This window comes from Tardiphaga sp. (genome assembly GCF_025356345.1).
GTDB lineage: Bacteria > Pseudomonadota > Alphaproteobacteria > Rhizobiales > Xanthobacteraceae > Tardiphaga.
The window spans coordinates 1-22745 of record NZ_JANXTC010000317.1 but is presented as its reverse complement, the minus strand read 5'-3'; the positions used below and the strand labels follow the sequence as shown (position 1 = coordinate 22745).

The 22745-nt window shown below is 64.2% G+C and carries 16 protein-coding genes and 1 pseudogene; 9 read left to right on the top strand and 8 right to left on the bottom strand.

Annotation, left to right across the window (positions count from 1 at the left end; all coding sequences use genetic code 11):
* Both glmS and Q0S16_RS19350 read left to right on the top strand, forming a co-directional pair.
* Window positions 1-1466: glutamine--fructose-6-phosphate transaminase (isomerizing) (gene glmS, locus Q0S16_RS19355; RefSeq protein ID WP_295851658.1), on the top strand; the 1466-nt coding region annotated here is incomplete at its 5' end.
* A gap of 195 nt (window positions 1467-1661) precedes the next feature.
* The gene (locus tag Q0S16_RS19350) at window positions 1662-2432 is read left to right on the top strand and encodes a DUF502 domain-containing protein (RefSeq protein WP_295851664.1); all 771 of its coding nucleotides are present in this window, start codon (window positions 1662-1664) and stop codon (window positions 2430-2432) included.
* A gap of 118 nt (window positions 2433-2550) precedes the next feature.
* Here Q0S16_RS19350 and Q0S16_RS19345 read toward each other — a convergent pair whose 3' ends face one another.
* The gene (locus Q0S16_RS19345; RefSeq protein ID WP_295851655.1) at window positions 2551-3465 is read right to left on the bottom strand and encodes a LysR family transcriptional regulator; all 915 of its coding nucleotides are present in this window, start codon (window positions 3463-3465) and stop codon (window positions 2551-2553) included.
* A 100-nt stretch (window positions 3466-3565) separates the two neighbouring features.
* Between Q0S16_RS19345 and Q0S16_RS19340 the strand changes: the two genes are divergently transcribed.
* Window positions 3566-4558, top strand: coding sequence for a zinc-dependent alcohol dehydrogenase family protein (locus Q0S16_RS19340; RefSeq protein WP_295851652.1), 993 nt, complete (start codon window positions 3566-3568; stop codon window positions 4556-4558).
* 129 nt (window positions 4559-4687) lie between these two features.
* Here the strand turns inward: Q0S16_RS19340 and Q0S16_RS19335 are convergent, their stop codons facing one another.
* Both Q0S16_RS19335 and recG read right to left on the bottom strand, forming a co-directional pair.
* Entirely contained in the window at window positions 4688-5104 is a 417-nt protein-coding gene (locus tag Q0S16_RS19335) for a hypothetical protein (RefSeq protein WP_295851649.1), read from the bottom strand.
* Between the two features lie 390 nt (window positions 5105-5494).
* Window positions 5495-7600, bottom strand: a complete 2106-nt coding sequence (recG, locus tag Q0S16_RS19330) for an ATP-dependent DNA helicase RecG (protein ID WP_295851644.1) — start codon at window positions 7598-7600, stop codon at window positions 5495-5497.
* A 165-nt stretch (window positions 7601-7765) separates the two neighbouring features.
* On the opposite strand from recG, the gene Q0S16_RS19325 reads away from it, so the two are divergent.
* Both Q0S16_RS19325 and mfd read left to right on the top strand, forming a co-directional pair.
* Window positions 7766-8056, top strand: coding sequence for a succinate dehydrogenase assembly factor 2 (locus tag Q0S16_RS19325; protein ID WP_295851641.1), 291 nt, complete (start codon window positions 7766-7768; stop codon window positions 8054-8056).
* Complete coding sequence (mfd, locus tag Q0S16_RS19320; RefSeq protein ID WP_295851638.1) at window positions 8053-11571, top strand: transcription-repair coupling factor; 3519 nt, start codon at window positions 8053-8055, stop codon at window positions 11569-11571. Before Q0S16_RS19325 ends, mfd begins: the two co-directional genes overlap by 4 nt.
* 329 nt (window positions 11572-11900) lie before the next feature.
* Here the strand turns inward: mfd and Q0S16_RS19315 are convergent, their stop codons facing one another.
* The 3 genes from Q0S16_RS19315 to Q0S16_RS19305 all read right to left on the bottom strand — a co-directional run bounded on the left by Q0S16_RS19315 (window position 11901) and on the right by Q0S16_RS19305 (window position 16489).
* Window positions 11901-13139: a GGDEF domain-containing protein gene (locus tag Q0S16_RS19315; protein WP_295851635.1), complete on the bottom strand. Its 1239-nt coding sequence runs from the start codon at window positions 13137-13139 to the stop codon at window positions 11901-11903.
* A gap of 82 nt (window positions 13140-13221) precedes the next feature.
* Window positions 13222-14730, bottom strand: coding sequence for a class I adenylate-forming enzyme family protein (locus tag Q0S16_RS19310; protein WP_295851633.1), 1509 nt, complete (start codon window positions 14728-14730; stop codon window positions 13222-13224).
* A gap of 4 nt (window positions 14731-14734) precedes the next feature.
* On the bottom strand, window positions 14735-16489 hold the full coding sequence (locus Q0S16_RS19305; protein WP_295851661.1) for an extracellular solute-binding protein: 1755 nt from the start codon (window positions 16487-16489) through the stop codon (window positions 14735-14737).
* 329 nt (window positions 16490-16818) lie between these two features.
* On the opposite strand from Q0S16_RS19305, the gene Q0S16_RS19300 reads away from it, so the two are divergent.
* Entirely contained in the window at window positions 16819-17634 is an 816-nt protein-coding gene (locus Q0S16_RS19300) for an invasion associated locus B family protein (protein ID WP_295851631.1), read from the top strand.
* A gap of 188 nt (window positions 17635-17822) precedes the next feature.
* On the opposite strand, the pseudogene hspQ reads toward Q0S16_RS19300, so the two are convergent.
* Window positions 17823-18155, bottom strand: a pseudogene (gene hspQ / locus Q0S16_RS19295) (heat shock protein HspQ).
* Window positions 18156-18271: 116 nt separating this feature from the next.
* Here hspQ and Q0S16_RS19290 point away from each other — a divergent pair.
* On the top strand, window positions 18272-19225 hold the full coding sequence (locus Q0S16_RS19290; RefSeq protein ID WP_295851629.1) for an AEC family transporter: 954 nt from the start codon (window positions 18272-18274) through the stop codon (window positions 19223-19225).
* Between the two features lie 159 nt (window positions 19226-19384).
* On the opposite strand, the gene Q0S16_RS19285 is transcribed toward Q0S16_RS19290, so the two are convergent.
* A complete protein-coding gene (locus tag Q0S16_RS19285; RefSeq protein WP_295851627.1) occupies window positions 19385-20587 on the bottom strand; it encodes a UbiH/UbiF family hydroxylase in 1203 nt (400 codons plus the stop codon).
* A 120-nt stretch (window positions 20588-20707) separates the two neighbouring features.
* Here Q0S16_RS19285 and Q0S16_RS19280 point away from each other — a divergent pair, with 120 nt between their 5' ends.
* Entirely contained in the window at window positions 20708-21421 is a 714-nt protein-coding gene (locus Q0S16_RS19280; RefSeq protein ID WP_295851624.1) for a CDP-alcohol phosphatidyltransferase family protein, read from the top strand.
* A 118-nt stretch (window positions 21422-21539) separates the two neighbouring features.
* Window positions 21540-22514, top strand: coding sequence for a quinone oxidoreductase (locus tag Q0S16_RS19275; RefSeq protein WP_295851620.1), 975 nt, complete (start codon window positions 21540-21542; stop codon window positions 22512-22514).
* Window positions 22515-22745: the final 231 nt, after the last annotated feature.

Here is a 22745-nt window from a genome sequence, read left to right as displayed (position 1 = left end):
AGACCGATACCGAAGTCGTCGCACTGATGGTGACACGGGAGCTGGACCGGGGCCACAAGCCGGAACAGGCCGTGGGCCTGACGCTCAAGCAGTTGCGCGGCGCCTTTGGCCTGGCGTTCTTGTTTGCCGGTGAAGAGAAGCTGCTGATCGCGGCCCGCAAGGGCTCGCCGCTCGCCATCGGCTATGGCGACGGCGAAATGTATCTCGGTTCCGACGCCATCGCATTGGCGCCGTTCACCGACGACATCAGCTATCTCGAGGATGGCGACTGGGCGGTGCTGAACCGCAAGGGCGCGGTGGTGCATAACGAGCAGGGCACGGTCGTGCACCGCGATGTGATGAAGTCCGGTGCGTCGTCCTTCATGGTCGACAAGGCCAACTACCGCCACTTCATGGCCAAGGAAATTCACGAACAGCCGGAAGTGGTCGGCCATACGCTGGCCCGCTATGTCGACATGGCCAGCGAGCGGGTGTCGCTGCCGGTCGCGCTGCCGTTCGATTTCAAGGACATTCAGCGCATTTCGATCACTGCCTGCGGCACTGCGAGCTATGCGGGCTACGTCGCCAAATACTGGTTCGAGCGGCTGGCGCGGGTGCCGGTCGAGCTCGATGTCGCTTCCGAATTCCGCTACCGCGAGGCGCCGGTGCGCAAGGGCGATCTGGCGATCTTCATCTCGCAGTCCGGCGAGACCGCCGACACGTTGGCGGCGCTGCGTTATGCCAAGGAGCAGGGCATGCATAGTTTGTCGGTGGTCAACGTCGCGACCTCGACCATCGCCCGCGAGAGCGAGACGGTGATGCCCACGCTGGCGGGGCCGGAGATCGGCGTCGCCTCGACCAAGGCCTTCACCTGCCAGCTGATGGTGCTGGCCGCACTGGCTGTGGCCGCGGGCAAGGCGCGCGGCGAGTTGTCCGATGAAGACGAAGCCAGGCTGGTGCACGGTCTGGTGGAAATCCCGCGGCTGATGGCCGAGGCGCTGACCACCGAGCCGCAGATCGAAAAGCTCGCCCGCGACATCGCCAAGTGCCAGGACGTGCTCTATCTCGGCCGCGGCACCTCCTATCCACTGGCGCTGGAAGGCGCGCTGAAGCTGAAGGAAATCTCCTACATCCACGCCGAGGGCTACGCCGCCGGCGAACTCAAGCACGGACCGATCGCGCTGATCGACGAGAACATGCCGGTGGTGGTGATCGCGCCGTTCGACCGGGTGTTCGAGAAGACGGTGTCGAACATGCAGGAAGTCGCGGCGCGCGGCGGCAAGATCATTCTGATGACCGACGCAAAGGGCGCCGAGGAGGCCACCGTCGATTCGCTGGTGACGATCATCCTGCCGGACATGGCGGCGACCTTCACGCCGATGGTCTACGCCATCCCGGTGCAGCTGCTGGCCTATCACACCGCCGTGGTGATGGGCACTGATGTCGATCAGCCGCGCAACCTGGCGAAGTCGGTGACGGTGGAGTAGGCTGGATTTTCGCGGCGGAACCGATGCCGATCGTGACGGGCTGGTAGATATGTCGCCTGCATAATTGGCTTCGGGCTTTTAGCATTGTGCCGAGTTTGCCATCAAAGTGGCTTTCGCCAGGCGGGCGAAATGCTGCTAGTGTCCTTGTTCAAGATTGAAGGCGCCAAGCGCCGCGCTACTGGATTTGGAACGCTGATGGACCGCACCGACCTGCCACCGACATCGCCCGCCGGTGACCTTCCGCCGGATCCGCCGCGCGGCTTCATGGCCCGGATCCGCAATTACTTTCTGACCGGTCTGATTGTCGCCGGCCCGATCGCCATCACCTTCTATCTGACCTGGTGGTTCGTGACCTGGGTCGATGCGCTGGTGCGGCCGCTGGTGCCCGAGGCCTATCGGCCTGAACAATATCTGCCCTATGGCATTCCAGGGTCCGGCCTGATCGTGGCCTTCGTGGCGCTGACGCTGCTGGGCTTCCTGACCGCCAATTTGATCGGCCGCACTTTGGTGGATCTCGGCGAGCGGCTGCTCGGCCGCATGCCGGTGGTGCGCGCGATCTATCGCGGGCTCAAGCAGGTGTTCGAGACGCTGTTCTCCGGCACCGGATCGAGTTTTCGGAAAGTAGGCCTGGTCGAATTCCCTTCGCCGGGAATGTGGTCGATTGTGCTGATCTCGCAGCCGCCCAGCGTCGAGATCAAAAACAGCCTGCCGGGGCAGGAGGAGTACATCTCGGTGTTCCTGCCCTGCGCGCCGAATCCGACCACCGGCTTCTTCTTTTACGTGCCGAAGACCAAGATCATCGACATCGACATGTCGGCCGAGGACGCCGCGACCCTGATCATGTCGGCCGGCGTAGTGCAGCCGGGCTCCGATCCGCAGAAGAAGATCGCGGCACTGGCCGAGATGGCGCAGGCGGCGCAGGTCGCCAATGCGGCTGCCCCGAAGCAGCCGGCGCAGGTGGATTAGGCCACACTCACATTTCAAATCTGTGCGACGGATGCCGCTGGGGGCTGGTCGTAACCACGGTTCGCTTGGAGTGCGCATGGAAAAAGCTCATGCTCGGATCGAGGGGGAACGACGGGGCCTATCGAAGGCCCGGGTCGCTCATGAGGGTAGGAAGTGTCGTTGCGAGCGCGTCAATCACCAGGCGTAATTTTCGCGGCATGCGTGGCGTCTGGGCCCATAGGGCATAGACGTCGTAGAGATACTCTCCTTCGTCCTTCAGCACCTGCTGCAACTTGCCGGATCGGACCACGTCGCGGACGAGCCAGTAGGGCAACCATGCGATGCCCATAGCTGCTATCGCGGCATCCGCGATGGCATCGAGATCGTCGAACTGCATGCGGCCCTTCGGTAAAACCTCGATCAACCCACCATCTTTGCGGGCGAAGAGCCAGGGCATTGCAGGGCCGGAGCGACGGTAATTGAGGACACGGTGATCCGGGAGTTCCTGTAAGTGAGAAGGACAGCCCCGAGCGTCGAGATAGAGCGGAGCCGCGCACAGGATCATGGGTTGGCGGGCGACGCGCCGTGTCATAAGGCTTGCCTTTCCACCCGGCGCGCCCGTCCTGATGGCTAGGTCGAAGCCGTCTTCCACGACCTCGACAGTTCGATCGCTGAATTGAAGATCGAACTCCAGGCCGGGATACTGCCGCGCCAGTTGCATGAGTGACGGCAGGACACAACGCCGACCGAAATGGACCGGCATGGTCATCCGGAGCCTGCCGTGGGGCTCGGAGAACTGATCTGCGGCAAGGGCGCCCACCGCCTCCACATCAGCCAAGATGGCTCGACTGCGTTCGTAAAATGTCTGGCCGAACTCTGTGAGAGTCTGGCGACGGGTGGTTCGGTTGATGAGCCGCACGTCGAGTTGTTCCTCGAGCGAGCGGACGTGCTTGCCGACCATCGGCGCGGACATGCCGAGTTCCGTCGCTGCCGCCGCAAACGAACCGAGATCCACCGCGGCAACGAACACCTCCATGCTGGTCAGCCGATCCATATTCGAAAGCCCTAGTTTATTCAGAACTGCCTGTTCGAGAATTTATCGTGATACGCGACCCTCATAAAGAAGATTCATAATCATTAGTTTGGAGTGTTAGATGACGAAGGTCATCCGATTTCATCAATATGGCGGTCCGGACGTCCTGAAAATTGAAGACATCGAAGTGCTCGCTCCGGGGCCAGGGGAGGTTCAAATCTGCGTCAGGGCGATTGGCTTGAACCGGGCGGACGCACTGATGCGCAGGGGCACCTACATTGAGACGCCGGAGTTGCCTTCCGGGCTCGGTCTTGAAGCCGCAGGCATCATCGAGCGGATCGGAGAGGGCGTCGTCGACTTGGTGGTCGGGGATACGGTCAGTGTCGTACCGCCGGTGTCCATGAGCCGCTGGCCAGCCTACGGCGAGATTGCCACCTTTCCGGCTTTTCTGATTGTGAAGCATCCCTCGACATTGAGCTTCGAGGCTGCCGCGGCCATTTGGATGGCCTATCTCACCGCCTATGGCGCACTCGTCGACGTGGCCAATCTCAAGGCCTCCGAGGTCGTCGCGATTACCGCAGCTTCCAGTAGCGTAGGATTAGCAGCCATTCAAATTGCGAACCGTCTCGGAGCTGTGCCAATCGCGATCACGCGCAATTCGACCAAGCGACAGGCGCTGCTCGAGGCTGGCGCTGCGCAAGTCATCGTGTCAGCCGAGGAAGATATCGAGACGAAACTTCGCGCCATGACGCAGGCCCAAGGCGGCGTTCGCGTCGTTCTCGATCCGGTTGGCGGACCGCTGTTCGATCCGTTGACGGCTGCGATGTCCAAAGGCGGAATTCTCATCGAATACGGAGGTCTCAGTAATCAGCCGACACCGTTTCCACTGTTCAATGTCCTCAGCAAAAGTCTGACCCTGCGCGGCTATCTTGTGCATGAGGTGGTTACCAATCCCATCCGGCTTGCCGCGGCCAAGGAATTCATCCTCGCTGGACTGGCGGACGGTGTATTCCGGCCGATCATTTCGCGAACATTTTCGTTCGGCGAGATTGTGGATGCTCACCGCTTTCTGGAATCCAACGAGCAGTTCGGCAAGATTGTCATCACGCGATAGCGCGTCGACCCCGACAAAGGGATTCTTCTTCTACCTGCCGAAGACCTCATGCCGACGTCGCACCCGGTTTTGACGGTGTCACGGACAGCACCATCGATCGCTTAGAAAGCTTTTTGCTTGTGGGCTGGATTAGGTCTGTGCCTTCGGGCGATTAGTCGTGATTTTCCGGGGTCGTTGCGTGCGGGGCCGTGGTGGCGTTTCGCTCTCGCTGATGGTTACCAGCCCGGCCAGATCCAGATGCACCATGCTGCCTTTCGCATACCAGAGACCGTTACGCGCGGCCGCCACGGCTTCATCCTGTGTTGCGTAAGTTTGTGATGCTGTCACTTCACCCCGTTCGATCATTTCGCCGACGAATGCCCTTGGTTCCCGCTGCTGTGTGTCACCGTTGACAGCCCGGTCGACCAGGGTAGTTTCGTCAAACAAAGGGAGCCTTGCCGGCCGATAGACCTTGTTCGAGCCGTGGATTGCCAGCTTTGCGCTTGTCCAGGCCATGCCGCCCACGATCAGCGCCTGAGACACGACGAAATAATCGTTATAGGGCATCGTTGAGCTCGAAGAGCTTGAGCACGGCTTGCCCGATCGCATGTATTACAACGGCGTCGATCATGCTAACCGCCATCCAGCCATCGATCAAAGGCCATCTTTCGAGCGGAATGAACTCCAGAGAGGTCACCTTAACGCCAGGGGCGCGAATATCGCGACGGTGATCAGGGCGGTGCCGAGGGTGTTGCAAGCGGTCGTCCCAAGCTTGATTCGCTCGATGGCGGAGATACTGAGCGGCACGGACAGCTCCTATAATTGTCTGTGGGCGGGCAGAATATCCTGAAGCTCGAGGTTTGGGTATTGGGTAGGTTAGCTCGAGGAGCCCCAGCGGACGTCATGGTATAGAACTGCTCTGTGAACGGTGCAGGCCGAATGAATCACGCCAGGCGATTAGCCCGCGCCGATCAGCGGCAGTGCCTCGTCGCGCTCGTACAGATAGAGCAGGCAGCGCAGCGCCTCGCCGCGTTCGCCTTTGAGCTTCGGATCGTCCTGCAAAATCCGCATTGCCTCGTCGCGCGCCTGCGTGATCAGCTGCGCATGCACGTCGGGGCGGGCGATGCGAAATCCCGGCAATCCGCTCTGCCGTGTGCCAAGCACGTCGCCTTCGCCGCGCAGTTTCAGGTCTTCCTCGGCGATGCGAAAACCATCGGTGGTTTCCTTGATGACTTTCAGCCGTTTGGCCGCGATCTCGCCGAGCGGCTCGCGGTACAGCAGCAGGCAGTTGGAAGCTTCCGAGCCGCGGCCGATGCGGCCGCGCAACTGGTGCAATTGCGCGAGGCCAAAGCGCTCGGCGTTCTCGATCACCATGATGGTCGCGGCGGGGACGTCGACGCCGACCTCGACCACGGTGGTGGCAACCAGGATCTGGGTTTCGGCGGCGGCGAAACGCGCCATGGCCAGGTCCTTCTCGGTGCCGCGCATGCGGCCGTGAACCAGCCCGACCTTGTCGCCGAAGCGCTCGCGCAGGCTCTCGAAGCGCTCCTCCGCATTGGTGAGTTTGGGGCCATCCATCTCGGATTCTTCCACCAGCGGCACGATCCAGTAGATCAGCTTGCCGGCACCGACCGCGCGGCCGATGCCGTCGATCACTTCGGTGAGCCGGCTCGCCGATAGCGTCCGGGTCTCGATCGGCTGCCGGCCGGCGGGCTTTTCCCGAAGTTCGGACACGTCCATGTCGCCAAAATAGGTGAGTACCAGGGTCCGCGGGATCGGCGTTGCCGACAGTACCAGCACGTCGACGGCGTCGCCCTTGTTGGTGAGCGCCAGCCGCTCGCGCACCCCAAAGCGGTGCTGCTCGTCGACCACCGCGAGCGCCAGCTCCTTGAATTCCACGTCGTCCTGGATCAGCGCGTGGGTGCCGACCAGCATATCGATCTCGCCAGCCGCCAGTCGCGCCAGAATGTCTTTTCGCTCGCGGCCTTTTTCGCGGCCGGTCAGGATCGCCACGCGCAGTCCGGCGCGCTCGGCCAGCGGCGTGATGGTCTTGATGTGCTGGCGCGCGAGAATCTCGGTGGGAGCCATCAGGGCCGTCTGCCGGCCGACCTCGGCGACTGCGGCGGCGGCAAGCAGCGCCACCACGGTCTTGCCGGAGCCGACGTCGCCCTGCAGCAGCCGCAGCATGCGTACCGGCTGGGTCAGATCGCCAGCAATCGCTTTGACCGCCTCCTGCTGCGAGTTGGTGAGCGAATAGGGCAGTGCGTCGATGATCAACCGGCGCAATTGGCCATCGCCGGCGTTGCGATCGCCGGCGGGCCGGCGCAATTGCGCGCGCACAAGTGCCAAAGCCAGCTGCCCGGCGAGCAATTCATCGAACGCCAGCCGCGACCAGAACGGACCTTCGGGCAAGATATCGGTGAGTTCGACCGGCACATGGACGCGGTTCAGCGCTTCCGCGATCGGCGGAAACGAGCAGCGCCGCATCACTTCCGGGCTGATCCATTCCGGTAGGGCCGGCAGCCGTGTCAGCGCCAGCCCGACGGCGCGGCGCAGCGCGCCGATCGCCAGGCCCTGGGTCAAGGGATAGACCGGATCGATGCCGCTGAGTTTGGCAAATCCTTCCTCGTCGATGACGCGGTCGGGATGCACGATCTGCAGGATGCCGTCGAACAGCTGGCCGGTGCCGGAGATAAAGCGCTTCTCGCCGACCGGTAGCAGCTTTTCCACCTGGCCGGGATAGGCCTTGAAATAGGCCAGCACGGCCGCCCCGGTGTCATCGCTGACATAGACCAGATGCGGCGCGCGCGAGCGTCCGCCCGGTGCCGGACGATGGCGGTCGACGGTGACTTCCAGCGTTACCATGGTGCCCGGAGCCGCATCGCGGATCTTGGGCCGCTCGCGTCGGTCGATGACGCTGACCGGCAGATGCAGCAACAAATCGGCGATCCGCGGGGTTTCACTGCGGCCGAGCAGGAACCGCAGCAGCTTGTCCAGCTTCGGCCCGATGCCAGGGATCGAGGTGACCGGCGCAAATAGCGGGTTGAGCAGTTCAGGGCGCATAACGACTCGGAAGCTCGCAAAACACGGGACGGGCGGTAGCGCCGAGACTTGAATGCATTTTGGGGCGAAAGCAATGCGCGAACAGGTGCTGACATCCACAGGCGCGAACGCTATATCAGCCTGCCCGGCATGTCCGGGCTTTCGGCGTTTGGACGGGACGGGCACATGACGGGAACGACACGATCGAGCAACGGGCTGGACGAGCGCCGCAAGCGGCTGCTGTTTCGTTGCTGGCACCGCGGTACCCGGGAAATGGACCTGATTCTCGGTCGGTTTGCCGACGCCGAGATCGCCGGTCTGGCCGAACTCGAAGTGACCCAGCTCGAGGAGCTGATCGCGCTGGAAGATCCCGATCTGTATCCGGCCTTTGTCGGCGACAGCGAGCTGGCGCCGAAGTTTCACACGCCGCTGTTCGAGCGCATCAAGCTGTTTCGCAATCTGGACAAGCCGGCATGAAGGCGCCGACGGTTTCGCCCGCGGCGCAGCTTGCGCCCGGCCGCGCGCTGACCTTTGCCAATGTGGCCGACGGCGCCGAGGGCCTGATCATCTCCGATCTGGCCCGCGCCGTGGCTGCGAGGCCGAAACCGCCGGCGGTGAGCCTCGCGGTGGTGTGCCGCGACGGCGGCCGAATGCAGAATCTGGCCCGCGCGTTGGAATTCTTCGCGCCGGATCTCGCGGTGATGCAGTTTCCGGCCTGGGACTGCCAGCCCTATGACCGGGTCTCGCCGCATGGCGGCGTGCTGGCACAGCGGCTGACCACGCTGGCGCGATTGTCGCGCCTGAAGGGCAGCGAGAAGCCGCTGATCCTGCTGACCACGGTGAATGCCATGGTGCAGCGGGTGCCGGCGCGCGACATCGTCGCGGCGCAGGCACTGTCGGTGGCGCCGGGCAATGTGGTGCCGATGGACTCCATCGTCGCCTGGCTCGAACACAACGGCTATAATCGATCCGGCACCGTGCGCGAGCCCGGCGAATATGCGGTGCGCGGCGGTATCCTCGATCTGTTTCCTGCCGGCCTTGATCAACCAGTGCGTTTCGACTTCTTCGGCGACAGCCTGGAATCGATCCGCAGTTTTGATCCCGAGACCCAGCGCACCCATTTCGACATGCGCGCGCTCGATCTGGTGCCGATCTCCGAATTCCAGCTCGTCACCGAAACCATCAAGCGGTTCAGGATGGGCTATGTGGCGACCTTCGGGGCGCCCGAGCGCGACGATCAGCTCTACGAGGCGGTCAGCGAAGGCCGCCGTCATCCCGGCATGGAGCACTGGCTGCCGCTGTTCCAGGAGCGGATGGACACGCTGTTCGACTATGTCGATGGCGCGCCGATCGTGATGGAGCCGGAAGGCGAGGCCGCCGCCACCGAGCGCTTCAAGCAGATCTCGGACTATTACGAGGCCCGCCGTGAAGCGATGGGCATTCCCGGCGGCGGCGCCATTTACAAGCCGCTGCCGCCGGACCGGCTCTACATGACGCTGGAGGAATGGCAGGATCGCCTCACCGACGTCGCTCTGGCGCGGCTGACACCATTTGCTGTGCCACAGCAGGGCGCCGGCGTGATCGATGCCGATGCGCGCGCCGGACGCAATTTTCTGACCGAGCGATCGGATTCCACCATCAACGTATTCGCCGCGGTCGTGGCGCATATCGAGGCGCTGCAGGTGGCGCGCAAGAAGGTCGTGGTGGCGCTGTGGAGCGAAGGCTCGCGCGACCGCATGGGCAGCATGCTCAAGGACCACAAGCTGCTCAATACGACCTCGGTCAATTCCTGGCGCACCGTGCTGGCGACGCCGCGCAACCAGACCATGCTCGCGGTAGTCGGCATGGAGGCTGGCTTCGAAACCGACCAGATCGCTGTCATCAGCGAGCAGGACATTTTGGGCGATCGTCTCGTCCGTCCGCGCAAGGCGACGCGAAAGCTCGATAATTTCATCTCCGAAGTGACGAGTCTGGCGGCCGGCGACATCGTCGTGCATGTCGAGCACGGCATTGGCCGTTTCGTCGGGTTGCAGACGCTGCAGGTCGGCGGCGCGCCGCATGATTGTCTCGAGCTGCGCTACGCGAATGAAACAAAGCTGTTCCTGCCGGTCGAGAACATCGAGCTGCTGTCGCGCTTTGGCTCCGACACCGCCAATGTCGAACTCGACAAGCTCGGCGGCTCCGGCTGGCAGGCGCGCAAGGCCAAGCTGAAGAACCGGATTCGCGAGATCGCCGGCGAGCTGATCAAGATCGCCGCCGAGCGGCAGTTGCGCGAGGCGCCGAAGACCTTCGTGCAGCCGCATCTGTATGACGAATTCTGTGCCCGCTTCCCCTATGAGGAGACCGAGGACCAGCAGTCGGCGATCAACGCCGCGCTGGGCGATCTCGAGAGCGGCCGGCCGATGGACCGGCTGATCTGCGGCGACGTCGGATTCGGCAAGACCGAGGTGGCATTGCGCGCCACCTTTGCCGTGGCCCTCGAAGGCAAGCAGGTTGCCGTCGTGGTGCCGACCACGCTACTGGCGCGTCAGCACGCCAAGAATTTTACCGAGCGCTTCAAGGGCTTCCCGGTCAACGTCGCGCAGGCCTCACGCCTCGTGACGCCGAAGGACATGACCCTGACCAAGAAGGGCCTCGCCGATGGTACCATCGACATTGTCGTTGGCACCCATGCGTTGCTCGGCAAGTCGATCAAGTTCAAGGACCTTGGCCTGGTCGTGGTCGACGAGGAACAGCATTTTGGCGTCACCCACAAGGAACGCCTGAAGCAGTTGCGCGCCGACGTCCATGTGCTGACGCTGTCGGCGACGCCGATTCCGCGCACGCTGCAGCTGGCGCTGTCCGGCGTTCGCGATCTTTCGATCATCGCGTCGCCACCGGTCGATCGTCTCGCGGTGCGCACCTTCGTGGCGCCGCATGATCCGCTGATGATCCGCGAGGCGCTGCTGCGCGAACGCTATCGCGGCGGCCAGGCATTCTACGTCGTGCCGCGGATCGACGACCTCGCCGAGGTCAAGGACTTCCTCGACAAGCACGTCCCGGAGATGAAGGTCGCGGTGGCGCATGGCCAGATGGCGCCGACCGTGATCGAGGACATCATGTCGGCGTTCTACGACGGCAAATACGATATCCTGCTGTCGACCACCATCGTGGAATCCGGGCTCGACATTCCGACCGCCAACACGCTGATCATCCACCGCGCCGACATGTTCGGCCTGGCGCAATTGTATCAGCTGCGCGGCCGTGTCGGCCGCTCCAAGCTGCGCGCCTATGCGCTGTTCACGCTGCCGGCGCAGGCCAAGATCACCGCGCAGGCCGAGCGACGGCTCAAAGTGCTGCAGTCGCTGGAAAATCTCGGCGCCGGCTTCCAGCTTGCCTCGCACGATCTCGACATACGCGGTGCCGGAAATCTGCTCGGCGAAGAGCAGTCCGGCCATATCAAGGAAGTCGGCTTCGAACTGTACCAGTCGATGCTGGAGGAGGCGATCCTCAACCTCAAGGCCGGCGTCTCCGAGCCGGTTGCCGACCGCTGGTCGCCGAGCATCACCGTCGGCATGCCGGTGCTGATCCCCGAGGAATTCGTCGCCGATCTCGCGGTGCGGCTGTCGCTGTATCGAAGGCTCGCCGACCTCGAGACCGACGACGAGATCGGAAACTTCGCCGCCGAGCTGCGCGACCGTTTCGGCGTGCTGCCGGACGAGGTGCGCTATCTGTTCAAGATCGCGGCGATCAAGGCCTATTGTCGCCGCGCCAATGTCGAGAAGGTTGATGCCGGCCCGAAGGGCATGGTCATCACTTTCCGCGACAACAAGTTCGCGCAGCCGGACCGGCTGGTGTACTTCATCCGCTCCTATGGCCAGGCCGCGAAGGTGCGGCCGGACATGAAGGTGGTGTTCCTGCAGGAATGGGACACTCCGGAGGAGCGGCTGGAAGGCGCCACCGAAATCATGCGCGCGCTGGCCAATCTCGCGGAAAAGAAGAAGGCGGCGTAGCAGCGCTGGCGGTTTATCTCGTCATTGCGAGGAGCACTTGCGACGAAGCAATCCAGCTTTTGCCGAGCTTGTGGCTTCTGGATTGCCGCGTCGCTTCGCTCCTCGCAATGACGACCGATAGATCATCGGCCTGGTAAACAATAAACGGCCGCCGGCATGGCTGCCGACGGCCGTTCGTCATTTAAGCCCGAAACTTACTTCGGATATTTGAATTCCGGCGCCGCCTTCAGCGCTTCCTTGGTGGTGTTCATGCTGACCAGCCACTTGCTGCTCTTAGCGTCGCAATCGACCTTGACCGAACGATCGTTCCGATGACGGAGCGTCCGGGTCTACGATGCGGCGCGTTGTGCCACATTGTCCTGCAACCGCGCCATCAGCGACCGTGCGGAGTCATTGGGTAGCAAGGTCGCGACCGTGACATGCGGATCGTTGCGCGCGTCGCGCCTGGGGCCGTGCATGGTGTGCTTCATCACGCTCGACAGCCGCCGCGCGATCAGATGGGCGTTGCGCAAATCGGTCTCGGCAAAGATCACGATGAGGGAGCCATCTTCGTGCAGCGTGGCAAAATCCATCCGGCGCATCAGCCGGCCGAGAATGCGTGCCGCGTCGCGTTGCGCGCGTACGGGCACATCGTGGAAGGAAAACCGGGCGGCTGACAGTCCGCCGCCGCGCGATTGCGTCTGGTACACGGCGTTGGCGAGGTCGCGCTCGAAGGCCGCGATCGTCAGCAGGCCGGTATTGGCATCGAGCAAGCCGTCGGAGTCGATGGCCTTCAAGGCGCGCTGCAAGCGGGTTTCAAAAGCGTGCTGGCGGATCAGCGGCAATGCTAGCGCAGCGACGTCGGCGGCGTGACTGCCGCTCGCCTCGAGATTGGCCAGCTCATGATCCGCCGCAATGCCGGGGACGGTAACGACGACCGGAAGATTGCGGAACCGGGCATCCTCGGCCAGTACCGTGAGGAAGGCATCGACCACGCGCGTGCTGAATCCTTCGCCGATCACAATGCCATCGAGATCCCTTGCATTCAGATGTTTGGCGGCGGCCTCGATGCTGAGCGCGCCGACCACGCCGACGCGTTCGCCCAATGCTACCGACAACGCGGGATAGCCGGCACCGCGACCGATCAACATAACGGTGGCGTCCTGGATCGGGTCCGACGCCTGCAGCGCGGTGCGAATGATATTGTCGGCGGTGAGCCGGCGCAGCACGGTGGCGTGCAGCGTGCGGACCCGCAACGCGTTGCGCAGCCGGACGCAGAGCCGGTCAAAATTACCGGCGGTTTGTATGAAGGGGAGGGCGTGTCCGGGCAGCGACGTCACCGGATCGATCGCGATCAGCGGCACATAGGGCTGCTTGGCGCCGAGCCGTTTGGCGAGCGCCTCGAAAATCGGCATGTCGTCGGCGGTGGCCGACACCAGCACAGCCGCTGGCTGCAACCGCGCCACCGCGTCAAGCGCTTCGGCCCAGGTCGCATCGATCACCGGAAAGATATTGCTGGTGACCAAGGCGGCGGAGAACGGGGCAGGATGGTTCGCCGAGACGACGACGATGGTAGCCAGATCAGACATGTTGAACCCGGTGCGCGATATGCGATAGCGCAGGTTAGCCCGGCGTCCTTAATGGCGGGTCAATGGCTGGTGGGCAATTCCATCAATCGGCCGCGGCCCGATCGCGAAACGCTTCCACCATCAACGGATTGAGCCCCAATTCGGTGAGTGCGTCGCGGGCCCGCGCATTGTCGCTGGCGCGGCCGGCGAGACGATAGCCACTGAGCCGGTCCGGCAACGCGGTCAGCATCGCGTTCTGGCCGAGGCGCTTGGCCCATTCCGTGAGGTCTTGCGCCAGGAAGCGATAGCCGCCGACCGCCATGACGCCGCTTGGCGGGGCGGTGATCAGGATCGCGCCGGTGGCACGGTCGAGACGCGCGGCGAAGCCGGTATCAACATGATCGACCGGCTTGCTGGCAACCAGCGAACGGCTGGGTTCGGCGGAGGCCGCATAGGCCAGCACCGGTACCATCGGACCACGCAGGCCGAGCGTGCCTTTCGGCGTGATCAGGATCTCGCCGGCGATCGATGAATTGGCGACCGCGCGCGGCGCACCGTGCGAACCCGGCATGATCGCTACCGGCAGGCCGTCCGCGCCGCGACGGGCGCCGAACAGGCCGGCCTCGCCGAACAGGTAAATATCCGTGAGCGTGGTCTGCGGACTGCTCCAGGCGGCGCTTGTGGCGACCTGTTCGGGTGCGCGCCACAGGCCCAGCACATGGCGCAGGGTCGGCGTACGGTCGAGTAGGCCGCTGGCCGCCAGGCGCTCCGCCAGCGGCGCGGGGACCACGAGGACGTCGCAGGCCTGCGCATTGATATCGCGCTCGAGCACTTCGTTGTCGAACGGATGATGCAGCGACAGCACGCCGCCACTCAACAGCCACGTCACCAGCGACGACGCCATGCTGGCGAAGGAGGAGGGCGTCAGCGCCGAAAGGATGATCGCGCCCTGCGGCAGGCCGGCCTCCAGAAACACCGCGAGGCCACCCGAGATCAAATTGAGATGGGTGCGCGGCACGGCGCGAAATCCGTCGGCGGTGACGTCGAAGGAAATGATGGCCGCGCGGCGCGCGTCCTGCAGCACCGCGATCGCCGGCTCGAACTCGCACGCCATCACGTCGTCGAGGGCGGCCATGCCTTCCGGCAGGTCGTTGCCGAAGCCGCCGACATAGCGGATCGAAAACGCGTCCGCCGCCGCATTCATGATCAGGTCGGCATGGCTGACGCCATCGATCTTGCTGGAGGTCACGAGACCGCGGGCACCGGTGCGGTTCAACGCCATGGTCAGTTCGGCCTGGCGAAACAGCTGCGGCAGCAGCGCGACGATCAGGCCGGCGCGATGCGCCGCCAGCACCGTCAGGACAAATTCCACGGTGTTCGGCAATTGGACCGCGATCACCGAATTGGCCGGAAGGCCGGAGCCGATGAAATGCGCGGTCAGTGCCGAGATCGCCCGGTCGGCTTCGGCGAAGGTGAGCTGCTTCGGCGGCGTCGCGGTGATGCGCATCTTGTCGGCCGGATCGACCAGCGCCAGCGCTTCCGGCTGGCGACCCAGAACGCGGCGAAACAGACCATCGAGCGTCGGCGAAGGGTGCGGGGCTGCTGCGGTCACTGCGTCATTTCCGATCCGGTTTCGACCACCAGCTTTCCGGCAAATAGCCGGTCAACGCGGTGGTTGCAGGACGTTCTATCCGATTCCATCGGGCAAGCCATTGTTCCCTGACATGGTAGAGCGGAATGGCGTAGAAGCCGGCGATCAGGGCGCGGTCGAGCGCGCGTACCGCATCGACGAACGGAGCATGGTCCCGCGCTTCCAGTAACCGGGCGATCATCGCATCGATGGCCGGATCCTTGGCGCCCATGTAGTTGCGGGTGCCGGGAAGGTCGGCGGCCTCCGCGCCCCAGTAAAACGACTGTTCATTGCCGGGCGACAGCGACTGGTCCCAGCGGTTCTGGATCATGTCGAAATCGTAGGTGAGCTTGCGCTGGTCGAACTGCACGGCGTCGATGGCGCGGATTCCGGCATGGATGCCGGCGCGCTTGAGGTCGCGGGCGAAGGCCAGCGCGATGCGCTCCTGGTCGCGACTGGTGACCAGGATCTCGAAGGCGAACGGCGTCCGGTCCGAGCGTTGCCGCAGCACGTTGTCGTCAAGCTCGTAGCCTGCCTGCGCCATCAGCGTCAGCGCGGTGCGCAGCGTCGCGCGGTCGCGGCCGGAGCCATCGCTGACCGGCAGGCGATAGCTGCCATCCATTACGTCGGCGGGAATTGGCGCGCTGTAGGGTTGCAGCAGCGCGCGCTCGCGGTCGTCCGCTGGGCGGGCGTCGGCGGATAGGTCGGAGCCGGCGAAGAAGCCGGCGCCGCGGGCATAGAGGCCGAAGAAATAGCTGCGGTTGATCCACTCGAAATCAAACAAGAGAGTGAGTGCCTGGCGCACGCGGACGTCGGCGAAGATCGGGCGGCGGGTGTTGAAGACGAGGAATTCCGACGGTTTCGGCAGCCCCGTCCTGATCACGTCGCGGATGATGTCGCCGGATCGCGCCGCCGCAAAGTCATAGCCGTCGTGCCAGCGCAGCGGTTCGTTCTCGAGCCGGAAATCATACAGCCCGCGCTTGAACGCCTCGAAATGCGCATTGGACTCGCGGTAGTAGTCGAGCCGGATTTCGTCGAAATTCCATAGCCCGCGATTGACCGGCAGATCGCGCCCCCAATAATCCGGGTTGCGGGTCAGGGTGACCGCCGCGCCGGCTTTCACGGCCGTGACCCGGTAAGGTCCCGAACCCAGCGGCGGCGCCATCGAGGTTTCCTCAAAACTGTCGGGATGGACCGCGTGCTTCGGCAGCACCGGCATCAGGCCGAGAATCAGTGGCAGTTCGCGGTCGGGCGCGCCGCCGAAATCGAACCGCACGGTGCGTTGGTCCAGGGCTTCGGCGCGGGCTACCTTGGCGTAATACTGCCGGTGATTGGGGCGGCCCTTGTCGCGCAACAATTGCCAGGAGAACAGCACGTCCACGGCGGACACCGGATGGCCATCGGCAAATCGGGCGGCGGGATTGATCCGGAAGGTGACATAGCTTCGGGCGTCGTCGGTCTCGACACTCTCGGCGAGCAGGCCGTACAGCGTGAACGCCTCATCCTGGCCGCGGGTCATCAGGCTTTCAACGACAAAACCACGGATCTGCGGCACCGCGAGGCCACGGACGATGAAGGGGTTGAGGCTGTCGAACGTGCCCAGCACGCCCTGCACGAGGCGCCCGCCTTGCGGCGCGTCGGGGTTGACGTAGGGCATCTGCCGGAAGCCCGCGGGCAGGGCAGGCGCGCCGTGCATCGCGATGCCGTAAGCGGGCTCCGCCCGTGCCTGTTCCGGCAGCATCAGGGTCGCTACCAATGCCGCTGCCGCCAGAACGCCGAAGCTGCGCAAAAAGCGCATCGCATTTGATCGATTTGATTCGGGATAGCTCACCTCGGCAACTTAGCATGTCTGCTATCAAGGGCGGGACGTCTTGCACAAAAAGGGTTGTCGCCATTGATCTTTTCGCCCGCCGCTGTATTGAAGGCGTGCAATTGACGAGGACGGCGCGGACTGTCACGTAACAGCCGTAATTGGCAACGAGACACCCCGCTAACGGGTCAGCGTGCGCGCCGCCCCGGGGCCTTCGGCCCGGGGTTTTGGGCGCCACCGTTCAGAAAGGGTTTTCCGCAATGAATTTCCGTCTTTTGGCTGCGTCGGTATGGCCGCGCGGTCGGGTTCTCGCCCTGCTGGCGGCAACCGCGCTGACGGCCTCCGCGATGGCGCCGGATGCGCGCGCCCAGGCGCCCGCGCCGGGCGCGCCGCCCGCCGCCGCCCCGAAGGCCGCGGCGCCGAAGGCGGCTCCGAAAGCGGCTCCCAAGGCTGCCCCGGCTGCTCCCGCCGCCCAGGCCCCCGCAGGTGCGCCGGCCGCTGGCGCCCAGCCTCCGGAGCAGCAGGTTCAGCTGATCTACGCACCCTGGACCAAGTTCTGCCTCAAGGGCCAGGACGCCAACGCCAAGCAGGTCTGCTTCACCGGCAAGGACGGTCGCATCGAGTCCGGCCAGCCGGTCATTGCCGCCGTCATCATCGAGCCGGAAGGCGAGCCGAAGAAGATCCTTCGCGTCACCCTGCCGCTCGGCATGCAGCTGGTGCACGGCACCCGCGTCATCGTCGATGCCAACGCCCCGGCGCAGAGCCCCTATGTGATCTGCTTCGCCAATGGCTGCATGTCGGACTACGAAGTCACCCCGGAACTGCTGGCCAATCTGAAGAAGGGCCAGAACCTGATCGTGCAGGCGATCAATTCCAACGGCGCGCCGCTGACCCTGCCGCTGCCGCTGGCGGAATTCGCCAAGGCCTATGACGGCCCGCCGACCGATCCGAAGGTGTTCGAGGAAAACCAGAAGAAGCTGCAGGAAGAACTGCAGAAGCGCGCCGCGGAAGCCCGCGCCAAGCTGGAAGCAACCCAGCCCGCCGGCGCGACCCCGGCCAATCCGGCCGCGAAATAGTTCTGATACTTCCGAATGCAAAAGGCGCCCGGCAACGGGCGCCTTTTTGTATCTGCCACGTGTCATTCAAACCGGCGAAAGCCGCCTGGCGGACGCGAACCCGACATACGGACGTGATGCACATATCGAGATTCCGGGTTCGCGGCGCGTCGCCTTCGGCGACCGCCCACGGCCCGGAATGACAGTGGTCAGTTCAGTGAATTGTTGCGCGGGCGATAGGTGCCGGCCTTGTCCTTGACAAAGATCTCGGCGACCTGGGAATGCCGGATCGGCTCGCCGGATTCATCCGGCAGCAGGTTCTGCTCGGAGACATAAGCGACATATTCGGATTCCGAATTTTCCGCCAGTAGATGGTAGAACGGCTGATCCTTGTGCGGGCGCATGTCCTCGGGGATCGACAGCCACTATTCCTCGGTGTTGTTGAATTCCGGGTCGATATCGAACACCACGCCACGGAATGAGAAGATCCGGTGCCGGACGATCTGGCCGAGCTGAAATTTGGCGGTCCGCGCTTTAATCATGTCTGGTCGAATAGACCAGGTTTGTGGCCGATGCTAGAGGCAAAGGCCGAAATACGCCGTCCGAGCCGGATTCCCGCCAATACCGGCCCGCATCAACAAGAAGAAAATCTGCTGCCATGATGGATGTCCTCAACCTGGCGCTGCCGTATTTCGGGCTGATCTTCATCGGTTTCGCCTGCGGCAAGGTCAAGAATCTGCCCGAGGCAGGCCTGAGCTGGATGAACTTCTTCCTGCTCTATGTGTCACTGCCGGCGCTGTTCTTCCGGATCATGGCAAAGACGCCGTTCGAGCAACTGAACAATCTGCCGTTCGTGATCGCCACCACCACGGCGACCGCGACCGCCTTCTTCCTGTCGGCGCTGGTCGGGCGGCTGATCAGCGGCCTGACCATCCGTCAGGCCAGCATGGCCGGCCTGTCGGGCGGCTACGGCAATATCGGCTATATGGGGCCCGGACTGGCGCTGGCGGTGCTGGGAACCCAGGCGGCGGTGCCGACGGCGCTGGTGTTCTGTTTCGACAGCATTTTCCTGTTCTCGATCGTGCCGCTGGCGATGGCGCTGACCTCCGGCGACAAGCGGCCGCTGCTGCCGACCATCGGCATTGTCATCAAGCACATCGTGCTGCATCCGCTGATCGTGGCGGCCTATCTCGGCGCGATCGCCGCCGCCTTCCACGTCCAGATGCCGGTGGCGATCGACGGCATGCTGCGGTTCCTGCAAAACGCCGCGGCACCGGTGGCGCTGTTCACGCTCGGCGTCACGGTGGCGCTGCGGCCGCTGGGTCGGGTACCTTGGGAAGTGCCTGGCGTCATTGCGATCAAGCTGATCGTGCACCCGCTGATCGTGTTCGCGCTGATGCTGCTGGTCGGGCCGTTTCCGCCGGAATGGGCGGCGACCGCGGTGCTGCTGGCGTCATTGCCGCCGGCGCTCAACGTCTTCATCATTGCCCGGCAATACGACACCTGGATCGAGCCGGCCTCGATGGCCGTGCTGCTCGGCACCTTCCTCTCGGTGATCACCCTGACGTCGGTGATGTACCTGCTGAAGACCGGTCAGATCGCGTTTCCGTAATACGTCACCTTGTCCCGGACGCAGTGCAGGACGCCGCCTCTGGCGGAGTCGTGCGCTGCAGAGCCGGCACCACCCTGGGTGACGGAGCCTGTAACGGTCCCGGCTCTGCGGAGCAGCGTTTCACGCTGCGCCGCGTCCGGGACACGGAACGGGGTTAGGTTATGAAGCCGAACGCCGCCACGACGGCGCCAGACCCTCGCGCATCGCGAGGCGGCGTAGCGGGCCGACCGAGCCGATCAACTGCATGCCGATGCCGCGGGCCAGTTGCATCGGAATGAGGTCGCTGAGCAGCGAGCGGTTGGCCATGTCGATGGCGAAGGTGCGCGAGGAGATGTCGCCGCGGCGGGCCTTCTCGAAACGCGACATGACCTTTGCCGAGCCCACATCATCGCCGGACAGCACGGCGTCGCCGACGATGCCGGCGATGTCGGCGGCGTCGCGCAGCCCCATGTTCAGGCCCTGCGCGCCGATCGGCGGCAGCACATGGGCGGCTTCGCCGACCAGCACGATGCGGTTCTTCGCCACCTGCTTCGGCTGCTCGATGGCCAGCGGGAACAGATGCCGGCCAGGCTCGACCGTGACGCGGCCGAGGATCGAGTGCAGCTGTTTTTCCACCGCGGCCGACAGCTGCTCGTCGCTGAGCGCCATCAATTGCTCGGCCTGCTTCGGCGCGGAAACCCAGACGATGCTGCAGCGGTTGCCGGGCAGCGGCACCACCACGCAGGGACCCTGCGCGGTGTGAAATTCGGTCGACATGTTGTGGTGCGGACGACTGGTGCCGATGTTGAAGGTCAGTGCGGCCTGATCGAGACTACGGCGTCTGACCTCGATGCCGGCGGCCTCGCGGCCGAGCGACTGCCGGCCGTCGGCGCCGACGATCAGTCGGGCCGTCAGCGCGGTACCCTGCCGGGTCTGCACCACCGCCTCATTGTCATCGGGCAGGATCGTTTCGGCCTCGTCGTCGATCCACACCAGATTGGAGATCTCGTCCGCGCGCGCTTCCAGCGCGATCATCAATTCGCGATTCTGGATGTTGTGGCCAAACGCTTCGAGCCTGATCTCGCTGGCGTTGAATTTGACTTCCGGGGCACGGATCAGCCGGCCGGTGTCGTCGACCAGCCGCATGGTGACCAGCGCCGCCGAACGGTCGGCGCAGCGGCGCCAGACGTCGAGGCGTTCGAGGAATGCGACGGACCCGCCGAGCAGCGCCGTGGTTCGATTATCCGCGTAAGGTTGGCGAATAGCCACCAAAGCAATGCGGGCACCGGTCTCGGCCAGCGCGATCGCCGCGGCAAGGCCGGCGGGACCGCCGCCGATCACGGCGACGTCATAGGGAACAGCAGCGAGGGATATTTCGGTCATGACGGTAGCTTCCTCCTTTATGCGGGGCTTTTCAAGCCGCCGCCCGGGTCCGCGGCGGTCGCCGGAACCGGTCAAAGCCGATGGGCAGGCCGGTCAATTGCTGATAGCAATATTCGGCAAATGAAGGCCTTTCGCCCACCGTCGTCCCGAACCGCCAAGGCGGCTGCCTTCTCCGTGCATGTCTTCACGGCGCTTGGCGCCGGCGTGGCGCTGATCGCCATGATGGAAGCGGTTCGCGGGCAGTGGGTGGCGATGTTCACCTGGCTCGGCGTCGCGCTGCTGATCGACGGCGTCGACGGCCCGCTTGCCCGAAAAATCGACGTGGTCCGTGTGCTGCCGGACTGGTCCGGTGACGCGCTCGACTTTGTCGTCGATTTCATCACTTACGTGTTCGTGCCGGCCTATGCGATCATGGCCAGCGGGCTGCTGCTGCCGTGGACCGCCACGGTTCTCGGCGCTGCCATCGTCGTCAGCAGCGCGCTGTATTTCGCCGACCGGCGGATGAAGACGTCGGACAATCATTTTCGCGGCTTTCCCGCGCTGTGGAATGTCGCGGCGTTTTATCTGTTCCTGTTGCAGCCGCCGCCCGCCGCGGCGAGCCTCGCCGTTCTCGCGCTGATCATCCTGACCTTCGTGCCGCTGCACGTCATTCACCCGGTAAGGGTGAAACGATGGCGCCGGCTCAACCTGGCGCTGATCGCGCTATGGGGCGTGCTGGCCCTGGTCGCGCTGGCACAGGGGTTTGTGGTGGCCTGGCCGGTCACCTCCGTGCTGAGCGCGATCGGGCTGTACATCGTCGGCGCTGATGCTGTGATCAGGCTGTTCACGCGGTGATCCATCCGGTGTGCAAGCCGGCGCGGTCGCGACACGCGTGCCGGAGTGTCGCGCCCGGTTGACAAGCCGGGCTGCTCCGCTATCGCTGGTTCCCTAAGAAACGTCAGGGAGACCCATGATGACGAAGGCCGTGCGCGTCCACAAAGTCGGGGGGCCCGAAGCCCTGATCTATGAAGCGGTCGACGTCGTCGCCCCCGGACCGGGCGAGGTTCGCATCCGGCAGCACGCCATCGGCGTCAACTTCATCGATGTGTACTTCCGCACCGGCCTCTACAAGGCGCCACAACTGCCGTTCATCGCCGGCAACGAAGCCTCCGGCGAGGTGATCGAAGTTGGTCCCGGCGTCACCGACTTTCATCCCGGCGATCGCGTCGCCTATTATTCGGCGCTCGGCAGCTACGCCACCGAACGCGTCTTCGCCGCCGAGCGGCTGGTGAAGCTGCCCGACCGCATCACCTATGAGCAGGGCGCCGTGCTGATGCTGAAGGGCCTCACGGTGTGGTACTTGCTGCACAAGACTTTCAAGGTCGAGCCCGGCCATCGCGTCTTGATCCATGCCGCAGCCGGCGGCATCGGCCTTCTGGCGTGCCAGTGGGCCAAGGCGATGGGCGCGCATGTGATCGGCACCGTCGGCTCCAAGGAAAAGGGCGAGCTGGCGCTGGCCAATGGCTGCGACCACGTCATCTATTACAACGAGGAAGATTTTGTCGCGCGGGTCAAGCAGATCAGCCGCAACGAACTCTGCGACGTGGTCTATGACGGCGTCGGCAAGACAACTTATCCCGGTTCGCTGTCCTGCCTGAAGCCGCGCGGCATGTGGGTGAGTTTTGGCAACGCGTCGGGCCCGGTGCCGCCGTTTTCGATCGCCGAACTCAACAACCATGGCTCGCTGTTCGCGACGCGCCCGAAACTCAACGACTACGTCGCCAAGCGCTCGGAATTGCTGGAAGGCGCCGACACGCTGTTCTCGGCGGTGATCGACGGCAAGCTGCATGTCGCGATCAACCACGCCTATGCGCTGAAGGATGCCGGCAAGGCGCATGCCGATCTGGAAGCGCGCAAGACGACGGGGTCCTTGATTCTGAAGCCGTAAGAGCGGCGCGGCTCCTTGTTATCCCTCCCACCGCGCCTTCGCGATGGTGAGGGTGGCCGCGCGGAGCGCAATCGGGTGCGCGCGGTTTCCTGCTGCAAATGTCAAACAGCCAGGCTTCGGCCTTCTCGCGACGCGGAGCGCCCGAGTTGTGCGGTAGTCCTCCCCTCCAGACATGAGGGGAGGCGGCGCGCCAACAGGCGCGTTGGGTAGGTGGTTGGGACGCGATCCGTG